We start from the raw sequence: 19309 nt of genomic DNA on the forward strand, positions 1-19309 counted from the left end.
AATGGGCGGTGAGCGATAAAGATTCCAGCAAACAGGAATCACGATTGCCCGGGAGGGAGATCCGGCGAATACGTCTTTGATCCTGGAATCTCCATGCGCACTGTTGTACCGATTGATCCCCCCGACGACCCGATGGTCGAGGACGCGCTGGCGCTGGGCGCCGCCGTCCGCGCCGCGCGCACCACGGCGAGGCTGCCGCTGGTCGAAGCCGCCGAGGCGCTGGGCATGTCGCGCCAGACGCTGATCAACATCGAGACCGGCCAGGGCGGCGTCAGCCTGTCCACCGTGCTCAAGGCGGCGAGGGCGCTCGGCGTGAGTCTGTTCGCCGTCCCGTCGCAGCAGCGGGAGGTCGTCAGACGCGCGATCCGCACCGCACGCGACTCGAAGTTCTCCGACCTGGATGACGATGCATGAACGGTCTGGAGGTCTGGCTCGACGAGCATGAAGTGGGCTGGCTGAGAGCGGCCGATGCGCCACTGGGGCAGACGGAGTCGCCGCGCAGGCTGTCGCTGGCTTACCTCGAACGATGGACCTCGGAAGTGCTGGCCTTTCCGCTGGCACCGTCGCTGCCGATGCCGCCGCGCGGCGGACCGGGCAGCGAGTCCACGGCGGACGCCGTGCTCGCGTTCTTCGATCATCTGCTGCCCGCCGGAGACGCCCGGTCGCGGACCTTCGCCGCGCTGGGACTGAGCTCCGACGACTGCTTCGGCGCGATGCGCCTCATGGGGCGGGATCTGGCCGGCGCGGTGCGGCTGATCGCGGATGGGCTTCAACGACCGGCAGGGCCGGTGCAACGGGCGATCGCACGCGACGAACTGTCGGAGCGCCTCCGCCATCGCGATGAGCTGCCCTTCGCCGTCTGGGACGGACAGGTACGCGGCGCGCTCGGTGGGGAGCGGGACAAGCTCGCGGTCTACGTCGAGCGGGACGGCGGCTGGCACTTCGTCGACGGACCGCAGATGGCGTCGACGCACGTGTTGAAGCCGGCGCCTGAGGCGCAGGGATCGGGCGCTCAGCCCTTCAACGAATTCTTCTGCATGCGACTCGCCGCGCGCGTGGGCCTGGACGTGGCGCCGGTGCAGCTGCATCGCGTGCCGGAGCCTGTGCTGCTGGTCGAGCGCTTCGATCGGCAGCGGCTCGAGGACGGCCGCGTGCGGCGCCTGCATGCGATCAGCGCCTGTCAGGCGCTCGGCGTGCCGCCAGCTGATCGGGATGGAGTGTCACTGGCGCAACTCTTCTCGCTGTTGGCGCACAGCCCCACGCCGCTGGTCGACAGCCGCGCGCTGCTGCGCTGGACGATGTTCCGCCAGCTCATCGGCAGCGAAGGCTCAGGGGCGGAGGACCTGTCGTTCTTCGTCGATCACGGGGGGCTGCGCGTGGCACCGGCTCATGGCTTGGCCTGTGGCGCCCATGGCGCCCATGGCGCCCACAACGCGCGCGCATTTGATGCGCAGGCTTGGGCCGACTTCGCGCGCGACTGCGACATCGCGCCCCGCAGCATCACGCTGGAATTGAAACGCCTGTGCGAGCTGGTGCGCGCACAGGCGGAAGTGGTGGCCGAAGAGCTCGCAGTCGAGGCGCCGCGGCCCGTGATCGAGGGCCTGCTCGGTCGGATCCTCGGCGAGAGCGACCGTCAGGCCGCCCTCGCGTCGGACATCGCCCGCTAGATCAGATCCCGATCTCGCCGCCGTCCTTGCGGGTGATGACCACCGTCGCGGAACGCGGACGCTTCTTCACCGTCGGGTCGGCCTGGTTGGCCGGCCAGTAGCTGCCGAAGGTCTTCGCGTTCCAGTCCGGCGTGGTTTCCTCGCCCGGGTGCTGGACGTTGAAGAACAGCGTCTTGGCGTCCGGCGTCATGGCGATGCCGGTGATCTCGCACTCCTTCGGGCCGACCAGGAAGCGGCGCAGGGTATCCGAGGTCGCCTTGGCGCCCGCGCGGGTCTGCGTGCCGCCGGCGGCCGTGGCCACGCCGCCGTCGCCGACCTTGCCCGGCAGCGCCGCCAGCATCATGCAGTTGGTGATGTCGGTGTAGGCGCCGTCATCGGTCTGGATCCACAACATGCCGCGCTTGTCGAAGTACAGGCCGTCGGGGCTGGAGAAGTCGTTGCTGTCCGCCAGCGCCGACAGGTTGACGTCCGCGGCCGCATCGGCCTGCGCGCCGAACAGGTAGACATCCCACGTCAGCTTGGTGACGTCCGCCGCATCTTCCTTCCAGCGGATGATGTGACCGTTGGGGTTGCCCTTCTGCGAGGTCGTGCCCTTGAGATCCTCGTAGTAGCGCGGGTTCGCGGCGTCCGGCTTGAGCTGGTTGCCGGTCGGGGTCGCGGTGTTGGCCACGCGGTTGCTGTTGTTGGTCAGCGTCATGTAGATCTCGCCGTTGGTCGGGTGCACCGCACCCCACTCCGGACGATCCATCTTCGTGGCGCCGACGATGTCGCCCGCGATGCGCGCGTTGATCAGCACGTCGCCCTGGTCGGCGAAGGCGTAGGTCGCGTTGGCGGCGTCCAGGCCGTTCTTGCCGAAGCTCAGCTCGACCCAGGTGCCGCTGCCGTCGGCGTTGAACTTGGCCACGTAGAGCGTGCCTTCGTCCAGGTACTTGGCGCCGGCGGCCATGCCCTTGCCGACGTCGGCCGCATCCCAGTTGGCCTTGGAGACGAACTTGTAGATGTACTCGTTGCGCGAGTCGTCGCCCATGTAGATGACGATCGGCTTGCCGGCGACGGCCTCGGCGGGCCAGGCGCCTTCATGGTTGAAGCGGCCCAGCGCGGTGCGCTTGGCGGGGACGGAGTCCGGCGCGAACGGATCGATCTCGACCACCCAGCCGAAGGTGTTGATCGTGTTGCGGTAGTCGGCGGTCGCGGCGGCGCCGGTGACCGACGAGTTCCAGCGCGCGAAGAGGTCGGCGGTGCCGGCCGTTTCCCACAGGTAGGGGCTCTTGCGGTTCTGCGGCAGGCCGTAGCGGTTGAGGCTGGCCACGTCCTTGGCGCTGCGCTGCGCGTCGTCGCCGGCGGCACGGCTGATCACGTTGAGGTAGTTCTCCTCGCAGGTCAGGTAGGTGCCCCACGGGGTGTAGCCGTTGGCGCAGTTGTTGTTGGTGCCGCGGGTCTGGACAGCCGTCGGGCTGAACAGCGTCTGCAGCTGGACGTTGCCCTTGGCCGGGCCGGTGATGTCCATCGTCGTGGCCGAGGTCACGCGGCGGTTGTAGCGCGAGCCGCGCACCATGCTCATGCCGGTGCCCGTGGCGTCGCGCTTGACTTCGACCACGGAGATGCCGTGGGCGTAGATTTCCTTCTCGACCTCGGTGGCGTTGCGCGCGGCGCCGGCGGCGCGGCCGGCCGGGTGCAGGCCGTACGGGGCGACGACGTACTCGTGGTTGACGGCCAGCAGGCCGCGGTCCGAGCGCTTGGCGTCGAAGGCACCGGCGTCGCTCAGGCCGAACCAGTACATGCCGTCGTGACCGTCGCCGACACGGCGGTTGTAGGACTCGGCCGATTCGGAACCGTCGTCCTGCCAGGACGTGTCGCCGAAGTGCAGCGGGTCGCCCAGCGCGTGCAGGATGCTGACGTTGTAGCCGTCGGCCACGGTCACCAGGTCGTTCTTGTTCTTGGCGACGGCGGTGAAGCCGATCTTCAGCGGGGCCGGCTGCGGCGCCGGGGCGGGCGCGGGGGCCGGCGCGGGCGAATCGTCGCTGCTGCCGCAGGCGCTCAGGATCGAGCCGCCCAGCAGCGCGGACGCCGCCGTGGTGATGCCGCCCTTGAGGGCGACGCGCCGCGACAGACGTGCGGCGAGGATGTCATCGAAATGCGGGTTGGCGGACGGATTGAGGACCGCGTCCTCGTCGTACTCGTTGATGCTGTCTTGGCTGGCAACGATGTCGTGCTGCTTGCTCATTCGTGAAGGCTCCGCTGCAATGGAAAGGCGGGCGGATTCTGCGAAGAGCAAGTGACGGTGACGTGAAAAAGCCGTTAGCAATTCCTTCGACGCATGGCCGTGCGAATGGCGAAGCAATGACCGGGGATGCGACGGGCAGGCGCCGAGGCCAGCGCAGAGGCAAGACCCGGCACCTGCTTTCAGGTGACGTCGGGCGATCTGCGTCCAGGTCTGCGCTCAGGTCTGGGTTCGGAACCGCGTTCACACCTGTGTTCAGGCCGGCGTGACCGGCGTCTCGGGCAGGTCTTTCGGTGCGCCGAACATGAAGCAGTCGATGAAGGTGAAGTACAGCGAGCAGTAGAACGCCGTCGTCAGGATCATCGCCAGCGGCACGAGCAGGAAGGGCAGCAGATTGGCCAGGCCGAGCAGCATGCCGACGATGGTCAGCACCATCGTCGCGCCGAAGGTCAGCCCGACCCAGACCAGGCCCGACAGCGCGAAGGCGCCCTTGTTGCGCCACACCCCCAGCGTGCTGGAGAAGAGGGCCTGCAGCACGCCCTGGCCGCCCCAGTGGATCAGCGCCGGCGCGTGCCAGAACGGGATCGAGATCAGGCCCGTCAGCAGCAGCCGCAGGCCGATGCCGGTGGTCAGCGAGGGATCGGCGATGGTGGCCTCGATCGCCTTCTGATCGGGCTTGGCGGCGCTGCCCGCCGCGGCCACCTGCTCGACCGCGCGCACCAGGGCGCCGCCGTCCAGCCAGTGCGCCAGGAACATCACGGCGATCGTGCTGACCGCGTAGAGCAGGCCGAGGATCAACTGGTCGCGGCGCCGTTCCTTGGTCAGCTGCAGCGGCTGCGCGAAGACGGCGGCCGTCGGCGTATGCGACTGCAGCACCTGGTGCGACGCCAGCATGAAGGACAGCGACACCAGCGGCAGCGCCGCCAGCACGACCAGTTGACCCAGCAGCGGCACCAGCTGCAGCACCGAGGAGACCAGCAGGAACACGGCGAACAGCCCGATCAGCGCGATCGGCTTGCGCCGCAGCACCTTCAGCCCGTGGCGCACCCAGAGCAGGCCGTTGCGCGGCGGGACCGTTTGCAGGTGCAGGATCATGACAAGGACTCCAGCGCATGCCAGGGCCTGGCGATGCGCTCGCGCAGGACGCGCTCGAAATGGGTGGGATCGTGGGGTTTGAGGAGGCTGGCCTCGCGCGGCAGGTGGAAGTCCCACAGCCGCGAGATCCAGAAGCGCAGCGCCGCCGCGCGCAGCAGGCCGGGCAGCAGGCGGTGCTCGGCACCGGTGAGCAGGCGCACCGACTCGTAGGCCTTGACGAAGGCGCCGGCGCGCTGCTCGTCGAGGCGGCCGCTGTCCAGGTCGATGCACCAGTCGTTCAGGCAGACGCAGAGGTCGAACAGGAAGCTGTCGACGCCGGCGAAGTAGAAGTCGAAGAAGCCGCTGAGCTTCTCGCGCCCGGGCAGCCCGTCGAACATCACGTTGTCGCGGAACAGGTCCGCGTGGACGGGGCCGCGTGGCAGCGCCGCGGCGCCGGGAGCGAGCTGCTCCTGGAAGGCCAGTTCGGCGCTCAGCAGCGCGGCCTGTTCGGGCGTCAGGTGCGGCAGCACGACGGGCACCGTCTCACGCCACCAGGGCAGGCCGCGCAGGTTGTCCTGGTGCAGCGGGAAGTCCTGGCCGGCCAGATGCATCCGGGCGAGCCCGGCGCCGACCTGCTCGCAATGGAACACGTCCGGGGCCAGCTGATGCCCGCCACGCAGCTTGTCCACGACCGCCGCCGGCTTGCCGGCCACGGTGTGCAGGATGCGGTCCTGCGCGTCGGGCTGCGGCGCGGGCACCGGCACGCCCTTGCGCGCGAGGTGCCGCATCAGCTCCAGGTAGAAGGGCAGTTGCTCGAAGCTCAGGCGCTCGAAGATCGTCAGCACGTACTCGTGCTGCTCGCCGCCGCGCGTCGTGGTGACGAAGTAGTTGGTGTTCTCGATACCGGCAGTGATCCCCTTGAGCGATTGCAGTTCGCCCAGGGCCAGCGTGTCCAGCAGCGCTTGCGCCTGCTCGGTCGAGACGTCGGTGAATACGGCCATGAAAAGGAAAAAGAACGGACCGGGGGCCGACCGCGGCGGATCAGCCTCGACGGGTCAGAAATTGAAGAGGCGCCAGACCCGCGCGCCCGCGTTGCCGCGGTCGTCGCCCTGGCGGGTGGGGATGTCGCGACCGGTGTCGCCGAGCAGGATCTCGTACTCGGGCGCCTTGCTGTCCTTGTTCTTGACCACGACCTTTTGGGTCAGGCCCCTCACCCGGGTTTCCTCGATGCGGACCTTGTCGTCTTCGTTGACGAGCTGTTCGACCTTCACCTCGGGCACGTCGCGGAACTTCGCGGGCTCGGCGGGGGCCGGGACCGGAGCCGGCGCGTCGGCCGCGTGAGCCTGGAACGCGAAGGCGGCCAGGACGGCGAACAGAGGGGCGAGGCGGGTGGTTTTCATGGTGGAGCCGATTCTAAGGCTCGCCCCAGGAAAACCCCGCCCCCGGGCGAGTGCCGGTTGAAGTCCCGGTCTCCTGCCAGTCCGGGCGCCGCGCGCCTGCAACAATGTCGGGATGAGCAAACCTCTGATGCTGCTGGTCGACGGGTCCAGCTACCTCTACCGCGCGTTCCATGCCATGCCCGACCTGCGCGGTCCCGGCGGGCAGCCCACCGGTGCCATCCACGGCATGGTGGCCATGCTGAAGAAGCTGCGCGACGACTACGGCGCCGAACATGCCGCCTGCGTCTTCGACGCGTCCGGCCCGACCTTCCGCGACGAGTGGTACCCCGACTACAAGGCCCAGCGCGCGCCGATGCCCGACGCGCTGCGCGAGCAGATCGAGCCGATCCACGAGGTGGTGAAGCTGCTGGGCTGGCCCGTCCTGACGGTGCCCGGCGTCGAGGCCGACGACTGCATCGGCACGCTGTCGCGGGTGGCGGCGCAGGCGGGCCACCAGGTGGTGATCTCGACCGGCGACAAGGACCTGGCGCAGCTGGTGACGCCGGACGTCACGCTGATCAACACGATGAGCAACGAGAAGCTGGACGAGGCCGGCGTGCTGGCCAAGTTCGGCGTGCCGCCGGATCGCATCATCGACTACCTGACCCTGATGGGCGACACGGTGGACAACGTGCCCGGCGTCGAGAAGGTCGGCCCGAAGACCGCCGCCAAGTGGATCGCCGAGCACGGCTCGCTGGACGGCGTGATCGCCCACGCGGACCAGATCAAGGGCGTCGCCGGCGAGAACCTGCGCAAGGCGCTGGACTGGCTGCCGATGGGGCGCAAGCTGGTGACGGTGAAGGTCGACTGCGACCTGTGCGTGCACGTCGCGGGCTGGCCGGCGCTGGAGGCGCTGGCCTTCAACCCGGTCGACGAAGCCGGCCTGCTGGAGTTCTACACGCGCAACGGCTTCAAGACCTGGAAGCGCGACCTGGAAGGCAAGCTCGGCGGCGAGGCGCCCAAGCGTGCCGCGCCGGAAGCGGACCTCGGTGCCGCGCGCCCGACCGATCCCTATGCCGAGGTCCAGCATCCAGCGATCCCCGTCGACAAGCGCTACGAGACCATCGTCGACATGTCCCGGCTCGACGCCTGGATCGAGCAGCTGAACGCCGCCGAACTGGCCGCCTTCGACACCGAGACCGACTCGCTGGATCCGATGCAGGCGCGCATCGTCGGCATCAGCTTCAGCGTGAAGCCGGGGGAGGCCGCCTACATCCCGATCCGCCACGACGGCCCGGACGCGCCCGAGCAACTGCCGATGGACGAGGTGCTCGCGAAGCTCAAGCCCTGGCTCGAGGATCCGCTGAAGAAGAAGGTCGCGCAGAACGTCAAGTACGACACCCACGTGCTGGCCAACCACGGCATCGCGGTCCAGGGGACCGCCTTCGACACGATGCTGGAGAGCTACGTGCTGGAGGCGCATCGCAGCCACGGCCTGGAGGCCCTGGCCGATCGCGTGCTGGGCCGCAAGGGCCTGAGCTACGAGGACCTGTGCGGCAAGGGCGCGCACCAGATCCCGTTCGCGCAGGTCGAGGTGGCGAAGGCGTCGGAGTACTCCTGCGAGGACTCCGAGATGTGCCTGCACGTGCACCAGACGCTGATGCCGCGCCTGGAGGCCGACGCCGGCCTGAAGTTCATCTACGAGCAGATCGAGATGCCGGTGTCGGCGCTGCTGGCGCGGATCGAGCGCACCGGTGTGCTGATCGATGCCGGCCGGCTGCAGGCGCAGAGCGCCGACCTCGGTCAGCGCATGGTGGCGGCGGAGCAGGCGGCTTACGAGATCGCGGGTCAGCCGTTCAACATCGGCTCGCCCAAGCAGATCGGCGAGATCCTGTTCAACCGGCTCGGCCTGCCGGTGGTGAAGCGCACCGCGACCGGGGCGCCGTCGACGGACGAGGAGGTGCTTGAGAAGCTGTCCGCGGACTTCCCGCTGCCGGCCAAGATCCTCGAGTACCGCGCGCTGTCCAAGCTCAAGAGCACCTACACGGACAAGCTGCCGCTGATGGTCAACGCCCGGACGGGCCGCGTGCACACGACCTACTCGCAGGCCGTGGCGGTGACGGGACGCCTGTCCAGCAACGAGCCCAACCTGCAGAACATCCCCATCCGCACGGCCGATGGTCGCCGCGTGCGCGAGGCCTTCATCGCGCCGACGGGACACCACATCGTGTCGGCGGACTATTCGCAGATCGAGCTGCGGATCATGGCGCACATGAGCGAGGACCCGGGCCTGCTGAAGGCGTTCCAGGAAGGGCAGGACGTGCACCGCGCGACGGCGGCCGAGGTCTTCGGCGGCGGCCTGGATGCCGTCACGCCCGAGCAGCGGCGCTATGCGAAGACGATCAACTTCGGTCTGATCTACGGCATGGGCGCGTTCGGGCTGGCGCAGTCGCTGGGCATCGAGCAGAAGGCGGCGAAGGACTACATCGACCGCTACTTCACGCGTTTCGCGGGCGTGCGGAGCTACATGGACGACACGAAGCAGTTCGCCAAGGAGAAGGGCTATGTCGAGACCGTCTTCGGGCGACGTCTGTGGCTGCCGGAGATCAACTCGGGCAATGGTCCGCGCCGCAGCGGCGCCGAGCGCCAGGCCATCAACGCGCCGATGCAGGGCACGGCCGCCGACTTGATCAAGCTGGCGATGATTGCCGTGCAGCAGGCGCTGGACGAGCAGGGCAAGAAGACGAAGATCGTCATGCAGGTGCACGACGAACTGGTCTTCGAGGTGCCGGACGAGGAACTGGACTGGGTGAAGTCCGAGGTGCCGACGCTGATGGCCGGCGTCGCCGCGCTGAAGGTGCCGCTGCTGGCCGAAGTTGGCGTCGGCGCCAACTGGGACGAGGCGCACTGACTGCCACCGTCGCTGGCCCTCACCCCTCCCTCTCCCGCAAGCGGGAGAGGGGACAAGAAGGAAACCGCATGGCTCCTCTTCCGCAGGCCTCGACGCATCGCGGACTCCGGGGCGGGCCCCAGGCCGTTGGCGCATTGAGCCTCCAAAAACTGACTGGGGCGCCGTCTGTCCGAGCACAGCGAACCGCAGGTGAGCGGCGCGAGTTGGCGCCCCCGCGAGATGCGCCAACGGCCTGGGGCCCGCCCCGGAGTCCGTTGCGCATCAGCCAGTCCTAAGCGGCGAGGGTAGGGCGAGCGGTTAGCATCCACCCCCTATGAATTGGCCCTATGAGTTGCAGATCGGCTGGCGTTACACGCGAGCTGGGCGTGGAGGGCGCCGCAACCGCTTCATTTCCTTCATCTCTGGCGTGTCGATGTTCGGCATTGCGCTGGGCGTTGCCGCGTTGATCATTGTGTTGTCGGTGATGAACGGCTTCCAGAAGGAGGTGCGTGAGCGGATGCTGTCCGTGATTGCGCACGTGGAGTTGCTGAGCGACACGGGCGAGGGTCTTCCTGATTGGCGAGCGGTTGCGGACCAGGCGAAGAAGAATCCCGAGGTCGCCGCCGCCGCGCCGTTCGTGTCGGGCCAGGCGCTGATCGCGCGGGGCTCGGACATGCGCGGCACGATCGTTCGGGGCATCGATCCGGCGTTGGAGCCGACGGTGACGCCGATCGCCGAGAAGCTGGCGAAGGACGGCCTGCTGGAGCGCCTGCAGCCGGGCCAATGGAACATCATCCTGGGCATCGAGCTGGCGCGGCAACTGGGCGTGCAGCGCGGCGACAAGATCACGCTGGCGATCCCGTCGGGGCAGGTGACGCCGCTGGGCGTGCAGCCGACGCTGCGGCAGTTCACGCTGGTGGGCGTCTTCGAGGCCGGGCACTACGAGTACGACAGTGGCCTCGCGCTCATCCATGTGGGCGATGCCGCCAAGCTGTTCCGCACTGGCACGCCGAGCGGCGTGCAGCTGAAACTGCGCGACGTGCAACTGGCCCGCCAGGTCGGCGCGCAATTGCAGCGCGAGATGCTGCAGGCCGGGCAGGCGATCTACGTCCGCGACTGGACCCGCACCAACGCCAACTGGTACGACGCGGTCCAGGTCGAGAAGCGGATGATGGGCATCATCCTGACGCTGATCGTCGCGGTGGCCGCGTTCAACCTGGTGTCGACGCTGGTGATGACGGTGACCGACAAGCAGGCCGACATCGCCATCCTGCGCACGCTGGGCGCCAGCCCGCGTTCGATCATGGGCGTGTTCATGATCCAGGGCGCGTTGGCTGGCGTGATCGGCACCTTGGGCGGACTCGGGCTGGGGCTGGTCGTCGCGCACAACCTGGACGTGATCGTTCCCACCATCGAGAAGCTGCTGCACACCACCTTCCTGCCGGCCAGCATCTACGTCATCAGCCACATGCCGAGCGACCCGCAGTGGTCCGACATCGTGCCCATCACCGTGACCTCGCTGATCCTGGCATTCGTCGCGACGGTCTATCCGAGCTGGCGCGCCAGCCGCGTCCAGCCCGCGGAGGCGCTGCGTTATGAATGACGCCAAGAAGAACGCAACGCCAGCAGCCGCCCGCATCCCCGCCGGACGGGTGGTGTTGCAAGGGCAGGGGCTGGGCAAGCGCTTCGTCGAAGGACCGCTCGATGTGCAGGTCTTCCACGGCCTCGACGTCACCGTGAAGGCCGGCGAGACGCTGGCGGTGCTCGGCGCCTCGGGGTCGGGCAAGAGCACGCTGCTGCATCTGCTCGGCGGCTTGGACAAGCCGTCCGCCGGCCGCGTCGAACTGATGGGACGCGACCTCGGCACGCTCGGCGAGAAGGCCCGCGGCGACTGGCGCAACCAGCACCTCGGGTTCATCTACCAGTTCCACCACCTGCTGCCGGAATTCAGCGCGCTGGACAACGTCGCGATGCCGCTGCGCATCCGCCGTGTCCCGCAGGAGCAGGCGCGCGAACAGGCCGCGAAGGTGCTGACGCGCGTGGGGCTCGGCCCCCGCGTGCTGCATCGACCGGGCGAACTCTCCGGCGGCGAGCGTCAGCGCGTGGCGATCGCCCGCGCACTGGTCACGGGCCCGGCCTGCGTCCTGGCCGACGAACCCACCGGCAACCTCGACCGCTCCACGGCCGCGACGGTCTTCGACCTGATGCTCGAGATGGCCCGCGAGCTGGGCACCGCCTTCGTGATGGTGACCCACGACCAGGACCTGGCGGCCCGTTGCGAGCACCAGCGCCGGCTGGTCGGCGGCGCGCTGCAGCCACTCGCGGCCTGAGGACCTGGCGCCTCGGCGTTGCCGCCGAGGCTGGGTTGCCCGATCGCGAGGCCGCGGCCGCTCGTTCCGCCCGCGCCTGGGCCGGTGCGGCACGACCACTGCATTACGATGCGCGTCATCATGACCGCCTCGAAGCCTTCCTCGGAATCCCCGTCCACCCGCTTCATCCTGAAGCTCAGCTGTCCCGACCAGGCCGGCATCGTCCACGCCGTCACCGGCATCCTGCTCGAGCAGGGCGCCAACATCCTGACCTCGGCCCAGCACGGCGACGCCGATCACCGCCGCTTCTTCATGCGCATCGAGTTCGAGTGCGCCGAGGCCCGCCCGGCATCCGCGCTGCGCGACGCCTTCGCGCCGCTGGCGGCGCGGCTGGCCATGGATTGGGAACTGGTCGACGCGCAGCGCAAGACGCGCGTGCTGCTGCTGGTGTCCAAGCTCGGCCACTGCCTGAACGATCTGCTGTTCCGCGTGCAGACCGGCCATCTGGCGATCGAGATCCCGGCCATCGTGTCGAACCACCGCGACTTCTATCAGCTGGCCGCGTCGCACGACATTCCGTTCCACCACCTGCCGCTGCTGCAGGCGAGCGACGAGCAGAAGCAGGCGCAGGAACGCAAGCTCCGCGAGCTGATCGAGGAGCAGCAGATCGACCTCGTCGTGCTGGCGCGCTACATGCAAATCCTGTCGCCGGAGTTGTGCCGCTTCCTGGAAGGGCGCGCGATCAACATCCATCACAGCTTCCTGCCCAGCTTCAAGGGCGCGCGTCCGTACCACCAGGCCCACGAGCGCGGCGTCAAGCTCATCGGCGCGACTGCGCACTACGTGACCTCGGATCTCGACGAGGGGCCGATCGTGGAGCAGGACGTCGCCCGCATCGACCACTCGATGACGCCGGACCAGCTCGTGGCGATCGGCCGCGACGTCGAATGCGTGACGCTCGCCCGCGCGATCCAATGGCACGCCGAGCACCGCGTGCTGCTCAACGGCCATCGCACGGTGGTCTTCCGCTGAGCGACGCGAAGGTCCGCGTCTCTTCCAACCTTTCCTGGTGTCGCCATGTGGACTGACACGCACTGCCACCTCGACGCCTCGGAGTTCGACGCCGACCGCGACGCCGTGGTCGCGCGCGCCGTGGCGGCGGGCGTGTCGCAGATCGTGATCCCGGCGGTGGTCGCGGGCAACTTCGAGTCGGTGAGGGCGCTCGCGCATGCGCATGGCGTGAGCTACGCGCTGGGCATCCACCCGTTGTACGTGATGCACGCGCGCGACGAGGACCTCGGCCGCCTCGATCGGATGCTGGCCGAGTGCCGAGACGACCCGCGCCTGGTCGGCATCGGCGAGATCGGGCTGGACTTCTTCGTCAAGGACCTCGACGCGGCCACGCAGCAGCATTTCTACGTCGAGCAGCTGAAGCTCGCGAAGCGGCATGGGCTGCCGGTGATCCTCCATGTGCGTCGCAGCGCCGATCAACTGCTCGGCGGACTGCGTCGCATCGGATTGCAGACCGGCGGCATCGGTCACGCATTCAACGGCAGCCGGCAGCAGGCCGATGCCTTCATCGACCTCGGCTTCAAGCTCGGCTTCGGCGGCACGCTCACCTTCGACCGTTCGCTGCAGATCCGCCGGCTCGCCGCGGAGCTGCCGGCGGAGGCGCTGGTCCTCGAGACGGATGCGCCGGACATCCCGCCGCACTGGCTGTACCGCACGGCCGAGGAGCGCGCCGCAGGCGCCACTTCTCGCAACGAGCCGGGAGAGCTGCCACGGATCGGCGCGGTGCTCGCCGGGCTGCGGGGCTGGACGCTGGAGGAAGCGGCCGAGATCACGGGCCGCAATGCGCGCACCGCGCTGCCGCGCCTGGGCGCGCTGGATGCCGCTCGCGCGAATGGCTGACACGCCCGGCGCTCCCGACCTGCGCGAACCTGCCCGCTGGCAGGGGCTCGCGCCCGTCCACGCGCCGGACGCCGAATGGCTGCTGCTGGGGAGCTTTCCCGGTGTCGCCTCGCTGCAGGCGCAGCAGTATTACGGCCATCCGCGCAACCAGTTCTGGCGGCTGGTCGGCGAGGTCTTCGGCGTCGACCTCGTCGCGATGGGTTACCCCGAGCGCCTCGCCGCATTGCGCGCCCACCGCGTCGCGGTCTGGGACGTGATCACCGAGACCGAGCGTGAAGGCAGCCTCGACAGCGCCATCCGCAATCCCTTCGCCAGCGACCTCGGCCGGCTGCTGCAGGAACTGCCGGCGCTGCGCACGATCGGCTTCAACGGGGGCACGGCCTTGCGCTTCGGGCTGAAGCAGCTCGGACCTCTTGCAGCCCGTTACCGTGTGCTGGGGCTCCCCAGCTCCAGCCCGGCCTACACGATGCCCTACGATGCCAAGTTTCGCGCCTGGCGAGAGCTCGCCGGGCCATCGACCGACAGATGACGAGACCGGGCCCCGCGGACCCGGCATGGGAACGACAGCCGTGAGCAAGCAACGGGACTCGAAGAAGGACAAGAGCGGCAGAAGGACCGACTGGGTGGAAGCGACGCTGAGTGAATTCGACGGCGTGCGTTTCCTTCACCTCGATTCGATCTGGGTCCAGGGCGCCATGCGGCTCAAGAAGCCGGAGAAGCTCGAGCTGGAATACGTTCAGCGGATGATGGCCTGGATGCTCTGGCGCGATGTCCGCGAGATGACCAGCGGGCAGGCGGTGCAGCTCGGCCTGGGCGCCGGCGCGCTGACGCGCTTCTGTCGCAAGCAGTTGAAGATGAAGACCACGGCGGTCGAGATCAACCCGACCGTCATCAGCGCCAACCGGCACTGGTTCCACCTGCCCGACGACGACGACCGGCTGCGCGTGATCAACGAGGATGCCGGCGCGTGGGTGGCCGACGCGGAGCACTGGGGCAGTGCGCAGGTGCTCAACGTCGACCTCTACGACCATGAGGCGGCCGCACCGGTCCTCGACGACGAGGCCTTCTATGCCGACTGCCATCGCGTGCTCGCCGACGGCGGGCTGATGACGGTCAACCTCTTTGGCCGCAGCGCCAGCTTCACGCGCAGCGCGGCGCGGATCGCGAAGGTGTTCGGCTCCGACCAGGTCTGGCACCTGACGCCGACCCGCGAGGGCAATACCATCGTCGTCGCGGGGCGCGGCGTGGCGGTGCCGGAGCGCGAGGTGCTCGAACAGCGCGCCGCCCACATCGAGGCCCGCCATGACCTGCCGGCCACCAAGTGGCTCAAGCTGGTGCGGCCGCTGCCGATGAACGTGATCCATCAGCTCCACGCGGCTGCGGCCGTCGACTCTGACGAGTGACCATGAAACACAACACGTCGACGCCTCACGGCGACAAGAGCGCTGCGCCCGCTCCCGCTCCCGCAGCGAAGGCGGCCGCACCCCTCCCGGCGCCGCCGGCCCCACCCGCCAAGCCCAAGGCCGCCGAGGCCGGCGGCACGCGGCTCGATTGGCGCCAGTTGCTGCACTGGCTGGCCGAGGACGGCGTGATCGACCAGGAGCAGGTCCAGCGCACCGAGGCGCGCTTCGGCACCAGCCAGAGCGCCCAGCATCCGCTGACCCGGCTCGGCGCGGCCGGGCTCGTGCGCATCACCAATGGCCGATCGCTGGATACCGAGTCGCTGACCGAATGGCTCGCGGGCCGCCTGAAGCTGCCCTACGTCCGCATCGATCCGCTGAAGGTCGACGTCGGCCGTGTCGCCGACGTGATGTCCGCCAGCTACGCCGAGGCGCGTCGCTGCCTGCCGATCCAGGTCGGCCTGACCGAAGTGACCATTGCGGTCGCCGAACCGCAGGACACCAGCTGGGTTCCGCAGATCGAGTCGCACACCCGCAAGCGCGTGAAGCTGGCCCTGGCCAATCCGCAGGAGATCGCGCGCTTCACGACCGAGTTCTTCACGCTGGCGCGATCGGTGCGCGCGGCGACGAAATCCGGCGAGGCAAGCCAGCAGGCGAGCTTTGAACAGCTCGTCGAGCTCGGTCGCAGCAACCGCCAGCTCGACGCCAACGACCAGGGCGTGGTGCAGGTCGTGGACTGGCTCTGGCAGTACGCCTTCGATCAGCGCGCCAGCGACATCCACCTGGAGCCGCGCCGCGAGATGGGCGTGATCCGCTTCCGCATCGACGGCGTGCTGCACACGGTCTACCAGTTGCCGCCCACGGTGATGGGCGCGATGACCGCGCGCATCAAGTTGCTGGGGCGCATGGACGTGGTCGAGAAGCGCCGCCCGCTCGACGGTCGCATCAAGACGCGCAATCCGGCCGGCGAGGAGGTGGAAATGCGTCTGTCGACGCTGCCGACCGCCTTCGGCGAAAAGATGGTGATGCGGATCTTCGATCCCGACACCGCCGTGAAGGACCTGGCGCAGCTCGGATTCTCGACCCACGACGCCGAACGCTGGAACCGACTGACCGCGCGGCCGCACGGGATCATCCTCGTGACCGGTCCGACCGGCAGCGGCAAGACGTCGACGCTCTACTCGACGCTCAAGCGCCTGGCGACCGACGAGGTCAACGTCTGCACCGTCGAGGATCCGATCGAGATGATCGAGCCCTCGTTCAACCAGTCGCAGGTGCAGCCGACCATCGACTTCAACTTCGCCGAGGGACTGCGCGCGCTGATGCGGCAGGACCCGGACATCATCATGGTCGGCGAGATCCGCGACCTGGAGACCGCGGAGATGGCGATCCAGGCCTCGCTGACCGGTCACCTGGTGTTCTCGACGCTGCACACGAACGATTCGGCCTCCGCGATCACCCGCATGGTGGACCTGGGCGTGCCCAACTACCTGATCGATGCAACGGTGATCGGCGTGCTGGCGCAGCGCCTCGTGCGCACGCTGTGCCCGAACTGCAAGGAGCCGGATCCGGAGGTCACGCGCGATTCGCTCAACGAGATGCTCAAGCCCTGGCGCCTGAACGGAGGCGTCAAGCCTTACCGGCCCGTGGGCTGCCTGGACTGCCGCAACACCGGTTTCCGGGGACGTGCCGGGCTGTACGAGCTGCTTCTGCTGACCGACAGCATCCGCAAGCACCTGCACCCGAACACCGACATGACAGCCTTGCGCCGGCAGGCGGTGCAGGAAGGCCTGCGCCCGCTGCGCCTGGGCGGTGCGATGAAGGTCGCCGAGGGGCTGACGACCATGGATGAGGTGCTGCGCAGCACGCCCACCTGGGAGACCTGAACGGATCCGGCTGACCGGAGCCGGATCCATCCGCTTGCCGCCCCCCAGGCTCGTGGGGGCGGGTAAGCCCGCGCAGACAACGCGCAAGGCCCGTGCCGAGCGGGCGCGTGAAGATCGCCATACGCCCCGTGCGAGGTGCGGCGTCACCCCTTACGTGATAACCACAGACCTCGATGGGGACCCGATTCCTAGAATCGCGCCCATTCAAGCCGATAGAGGTTCCCTCGATGAAGATCAAGAGTCAACGCGACTTCTGGTCAGGGCTGATGTTCGTGGTCGTTGGCGTCGCGTTCGCGTGGGGCTCGGCAACGAACTACAGCTTTGGCTCCTCGGCCCGCCCCGGGCCTGGTTACTTCCCCTTCGGGCTGGGCGTGCTGCTCGCGCTGCTGGGGGCGGTGGTGCTGTTCAAGGCACTGACGATCGAGTCGGAGGGCGGCCAGCCCGTCGGCGCCTTCGCCTGGAAGCCTCTGGTGATCGTCGTCGGCGCGATCATCGTGTTCGGCCTCGCCCTGCCGCGACTGGGCATGATCATCACGCTGCCGCTGCTGATCACGATCGCTTCGCTGGCCAGCGACGAGTTCCGCTGGCGCGATGCGCTGCTCAGCAGCGTGGTCCTGACCGCGGGCAGCTACGCGATCTTCATCTGGGGTCTGAATCTGGTGATCCCCATCTGGCCAACCTTCCTGGGCGGCTGAGGAGTCACGCATGGATCTGATCAACAACCTGATGATGGGGTTCGGCACGGCGTTCACGCCGGAGAACCTCCTGTATGCCTTCGGCGGGGCGGTGCTCGGCACCCTGATCGGCGTGCTGCCGGGCCTGGGCCCGGTCGCGACCATCGCGATGCTGCTGCCGTCGATCTACTCGCTGGACGCGACGCCGGCGCTGATCATGCTCGCCGGCATCTATTACGGCGCGCAGTACGGCGGCTCGACGACGGCCATCCTGATCAACGTCCCCGGCGAGTCCTCGTCGGTCGTGACCGCGATCGACGGCTACCAGATGGCCCGGCAAGGCCGCGCCGGCGCCGCGCTGGCGGCCGCTGGCCTGGGCTCGTTCTTCGCCGGCTGCGTCGGCACGATCATCATCGCGGCGTTCGCGCCGCCGCTGACCGAGCTGGCCTTCAAGTTCGGCCCCGCCGAGTACTTCTCGCTGATGGTGCTGGGCCTGATCGGCGCCGTGGTGCTGGCCTCGGGCTCGCTGGTCAAGGCGATCTCGATGATCCTGCTGGGCTTGCTGCTCGGCCAGATCAACACCGACGTGATCTCGGGGACGCCGCGCTTCTCATTCGATGTTCCAGAGCTGACCGACGGGATCAACTTCGTCGTGATCGCGATGGGTATCTTCGGCTTCGGCGAGATCATCGCGAACCTCGGCCAGCCAGCCGAGCATCGCGAGGTCTTCACCAAGAGCGTCAAGGGCCTGTGGCCGACCAAGCAGGACTTCCATGACGCCTGGCCGGCGGTGTTGCGCGGCACGGCCCTGGGCTCGGTGCTGGGCGTGCTGCCCGGCGGCGGCGCGTTGCTGGCATCGTTCGCGGCCTATACGCTGGAGAAGAAGATCTCCAAGCACCCGGAGAAGTTCGGCAAGGGCGCCATCCAGGGCGTGGCGGGTCCGGAATCGGCCAACAACGCCGGCGCACAGACCTCCTTCATCCCGATGCTGACGCTGGGCATCCCGCCCAACGCGGTGATGGCGCTGATGGTGGGTGCGATGACGATCAAGGGCATCCAGCCCGGTCCGCAGGTCATGACCAGCAACCCGGAACTCTTCTGGGGGCTGATCGCCTCCATGTGGGTCGGCAACCTGATGCTGGTGATCCTGAACCTGCCGTTGATCGGCATCTGGATCAAGCTGCTGACCGTGCCTTACCGCTTCCTGTTCCCGGCGATCGTGGTGTTCTGCTGCATCGGCACCTACACGCTGAACAACAACAACTTCGACGTGTTCATGACGGCGGCGTTCGCGGTGGTCGGATATCTCTTCTACAAGCTGAGCTGTGAGCCGGCCCCGCTGCTGCTGGGCTTCATCCTCGGTCCGATGATGGAAGAGAACCTGCGTCGCGCGCTGCTGCTGTCGCGCGGCGACTGGAGCACCTTCCTGTCCCGGCCGCTGTCGGCGGGCCTGCTGATCGCCGCGGCGCTGATGGTGGTGGTGGTGATGCTGCCGTCCATCAAGAACAAGCGTGACGAGGCGTTCCAGGACGCGGATTGACCGGCCAGACGCCCTCATGCTTCATCGAAGACCCGCCTCGGCGGGTCTTTTTTTGGTGTGTCGCCGCTGGGCTTCCAGGAGAAACAAGGGCTTAGCGGTACTCCGTGCGAGTCGCGGCCAGCTGTCAACAACTTTCCCTTGTAGTTCTTGCGAGCCGCTTCATCAGCGTGCTACAGTCGCTGTCTTCGCTGCACAGACATCTGTCTTGCAGCGGCCCCCGAAGGAACTGTCGGGGGTGTCGAATGACTAACCGGGTTTGTCCTGGGTTTCATTTGACGGCGAGATTCTCGCAGTCGCTGATGAAAATAATTTCTCTGACTGCTTGACGGGTTCGAAAGAAATCGTTCATAATCTCGCT

General features: G+C 68.1%; 16 protein-coding genes. 12 read left to right on the forward strand and 4 right to left on the reverse strand.

Features of this window, described 5'->3' with window-relative positions; genetic code table 11:
• Positions 1-93: 93 nt before the first annotated feature.
• Positions 94-414 carry a helix-turn-helix transcriptional regulator gene (locus AC1VNM_RS28995; RefSeq protein ID WP_377156847.1) on the forward strand — a complete coding sequence of 107 codons (321 nt, stop codon included), beginning with the start codon at positions 94-96 and terminating at the stop codon, positions 412-414.
• Positions 411-1667, forward strand: coding sequence for a HipA domain-containing protein (locus AC1VNM_RS29000; RefSeq protein ID WP_483109204.1), 1257 nt, complete (start codon positions 411-413; stop codon positions 1665-1667). The genes AC1VNM_RS28995 and AC1VNM_RS29000 overlap by 4 nt, the downstream gene beginning before the upstream one ends.
• Position 1668: 1 nt before the next feature.
• On the opposite strand, the gene AC1VNM_RS29005 is transcribed toward AC1VNM_RS29000, so the two are convergent.
• The 4 genes from AC1VNM_RS29005 to AC1VNM_RS29020 all read right to left on the reverse strand — a co-directional run bounded on the left by AC1VNM_RS29005 (position 1669) and on the right by AC1VNM_RS29020 (position 6362).
• Positions 1669-3891 carry a PhoX family protein gene (locus tag AC1VNM_RS29005; RefSeq protein WP_483109205.1) on the reverse strand — a complete coding sequence of 741 codons (2223 nt, stop codon included), beginning with the start codon at positions 3889-3891 and terminating at the stop codon, positions 1669-1671.
• Positions 3892-4143: 252 nt separating this feature from the next.
• Positions 4144-4983 (reverse strand): BPSS1780 family membrane protein, encoded by an 840-nt coding sequence (locus AC1VNM_RS29010; protein WP_377156843.1) that lies wholly within the window; start codon positions 4981-4983, stop codon positions 4144-4146.
• Positions 4980-5963, reverse strand: a complete 984-nt coding sequence (locus tag AC1VNM_RS29015; RefSeq protein ID WP_483109206.1) for a homoserine kinase — start codon at positions 5961-5963, stop codon at positions 4980-4982. The genes AC1VNM_RS29010 and AC1VNM_RS29015 overlap by 4 nt, the downstream gene beginning before the upstream one ends.
• A gap of 54 nt (positions 5964-6017) precedes the next feature.
• A complete protein-coding gene (locus AC1VNM_RS29020; protein WP_483109207.1) occupies positions 6018-6362 on the reverse strand; it encodes a hypothetical protein in 345 nt (114 codons plus the stop codon).
• Positions 6363-6474: 112 nt separating this feature from the next.
• Between AC1VNM_RS29020 and polA the strand changes: the two genes are divergently transcribed.
• From polA to AC1VNM_RS29070, 10 genes are all read left to right on the forward strand, one after another.
• Positions 6475-9252, forward strand: a complete 2778-nt coding sequence (gene polA / locus AC1VNM_RS29025; RefSeq protein ID WP_483109208.1) for a DNA polymerase I — start codon at positions 6475-6477, stop codon at positions 9250-9252.
• A 313-nt stretch (positions 9253-9565) separates the two neighbouring features.
• A complete protein-coding gene (locus tag AC1VNM_RS29030) occupies positions 9566-10834 on the forward strand; it encodes a lipoprotein-releasing ABC transporter permease subunit (protein ID WP_483109209.1) in 1269 nt (422 codons plus the stop codon).
• Positions 10827-11561, forward strand: a complete 735-nt coding sequence (locus tag AC1VNM_RS29035; RefSeq protein ID WP_483109210.1) for an ABC transporter ATP-binding protein — start codon at positions 10827-10829, stop codon at positions 11559-11561. The genes AC1VNM_RS29030 and AC1VNM_RS29035 overlap by 8 nt, the downstream gene beginning before the upstream one ends.
• Positions 11562-11681: 120 nt before the next feature.
• Positions 11682-12572: a formyltetrahydrofolate deformylase gene (purU, locus tag AC1VNM_RS29040; RefSeq protein WP_377156833.1), complete on the forward strand. Its 891-nt coding sequence runs from the start codon at positions 11682-11684 to the stop codon at positions 12570-12572.
• Between the two features lie 45 nt (positions 12573-12617).
• Positions 12618-13451, forward strand: a complete 834-nt coding sequence (locus tag AC1VNM_RS29045; protein WP_483109211.1) for a TatD family hydrolase — start codon at positions 12618-12620, stop codon at positions 13449-13451.
• Complete coding sequence (locus tag AC1VNM_RS29050) at positions 13444-13980, forward strand: DNA-deoxyinosine glycosylase (RefSeq protein ID WP_483109212.1); 537 nt, start codon at positions 13444-13446, stop codon at positions 13978-13980. Before AC1VNM_RS29045 ends, AC1VNM_RS29050 begins: the two co-directional genes overlap by 8 nt.
• Positions 13981-14020: 40 nt before the next feature.
• Positions 14021-14854 (forward strand): spermine/spermidine synthase domain-containing protein, encoded by an 834-nt coding sequence (locus AC1VNM_RS29055; protein WP_483109213.1) that lies wholly within the window; start codon positions 14021-14023, stop codon positions 14852-14854.
• A 2-nt stretch (positions 14855-14856) separates the two neighbouring features.
• On the forward strand, positions 14857-16737 hold the full coding sequence (gene tfpB / locus AC1VNM_RS29060; RefSeq protein ID WP_483109214.1) for a type IV pilus assembly ATPase TfpB: 1881 nt from the start codon (positions 14857-14859) through the stop codon (positions 16735-16737).
• 227 nt (positions 16738-16964) lie between these two features.
• A complete protein-coding gene (locus AC1VNM_RS29065; RefSeq protein WP_377156824.1) occupies positions 16965-17432 on the forward strand; it encodes a tripartite tricarboxylate transporter TctB family protein in 468 nt (155 codons plus the stop codon).
• Positions 17433-17442: 10 nt separating this feature from the next.
• Positions 17443-18951: a tripartite tricarboxylate transporter permease gene (locus tag AC1VNM_RS29070; RefSeq protein WP_377156822.1), complete on the forward strand. Its 1509-nt coding sequence runs from the start codon at positions 17443-17445 to the stop codon at positions 18949-18951.
• Positions 18952-19309 lie beyond the last annotated feature (358 nt).

It is taken from the genome of Mitsuaria sp. MSU3D, from assembly GCF_056867975.1.

What these genes read in the sequence shown, in the direction of transcription:
- AC1VNM_RS29010 (WP_377156843.1), bottom strand. Translation starts at nt 4,983, where the DNA reads ATGATCCTGCACCTGCAAACGGTCCCGCCGCGCAACGGCCTGCTCTGG.
- AC1VNM_RS29070 (WP_377156822.1), top strand. Translation starts at nt 17,443, where the DNA reads ATGGATCTGATCAACAACCTGATGATGGGGTTCGGCACGGCGTTCACG.
- AC1VNM_RS29000 (WP_483109204.1), top strand. Translation starts at nt 411, where the DNA reads ATGAACGGTCTGGAGGTCTGGCTCGACGAGCATGAAGTGGGCTGGCTG.
- AC1VNM_RS29065 (WP_377156824.1), top strand. Translation starts at nt 16,965, where the DNA reads ATGAAGATCAAGAGTCAACGCGACTTCTGGTCAGGGCTGATGTTCGTG.
- AC1VNM_RS28995 (WP_377156847.1), top strand. Translation starts at nt 94, where the DNA reads ATGCGCACTGTTGTACCGATTGATCCCCCCGACGACCCGATGGTCGAG.
- AC1VNM_RS29035 (WP_483109210.1), top strand. Translation starts at nt 10,827, where the DNA reads ATGAATGACGCCAAGAAGAACGCAACGCCAGCAGCCGCCCGCATCCCC.
- AC1VNM_RS29050 (WP_483109212.1), top strand. Translation starts at nt 13,444, where the DNA reads ATGGCTGACACGCCCGGCGCTCCCGACCTGCGCGAACCTGCCCGCTGG.
- AC1VNM_RS29045 (WP_483109211.1), top strand. Translation starts at nt 12,618, where the DNA reads ATGTGGACTGACACGCACTGCCACCTCGACGCCTCGGAGTTCGACGCC.
- purU (WP_377156833.1), top strand. Translation starts at nt 11,682, where the DNA reads ATGACCGCCTCGAAGCCTTCCTCGGAATCCCCGTCCACCCGCTTCATC.
- AC1VNM_RS29030 (WP_483109209.1), top strand. Translation starts at nt 9,566, where the DNA reads ATGAATTGGCCCTATGAGTTGCAGATCGGCTGGCGTTACACGCGAGCT.
- polA (WP_483109208.1), top strand. Translation starts at nt 6,475, where the DNA reads ATGAGCAAACCTCTGATGCTGCTGGTCGACGGGTCCAGCTACCTCTAC.
- AC1VNM_RS29020 (WP_483109207.1), bottom strand. Translation starts at nt 6,362, where the DNA reads ATGAAAACCACCCGCCTCGCCCCTCTGTTCGCCGTCCTGGCCGCCTTC.
- tfpB (WP_483109214.1), top strand. Translation starts at nt 14,857, where the DNA reads ATGAAACACAACACGTCGACGCCTCACGGCGACAAGAGCGCTGCGCCC.
- AC1VNM_RS29015 (WP_483109206.1), bottom strand. Translation starts at nt 5,963, where the DNA reads ATGGCCGTATTCACCGACGTCTCGACCGAGCAGGCGCAAGCGCTGCTG.
- AC1VNM_RS29005 (WP_483109205.1), bottom strand. Translation starts at nt 3,891, where the DNA reads ATGAGCAAGCAGCACGACATCGTTGCCAGCCAAGACAGCATCAACGAG.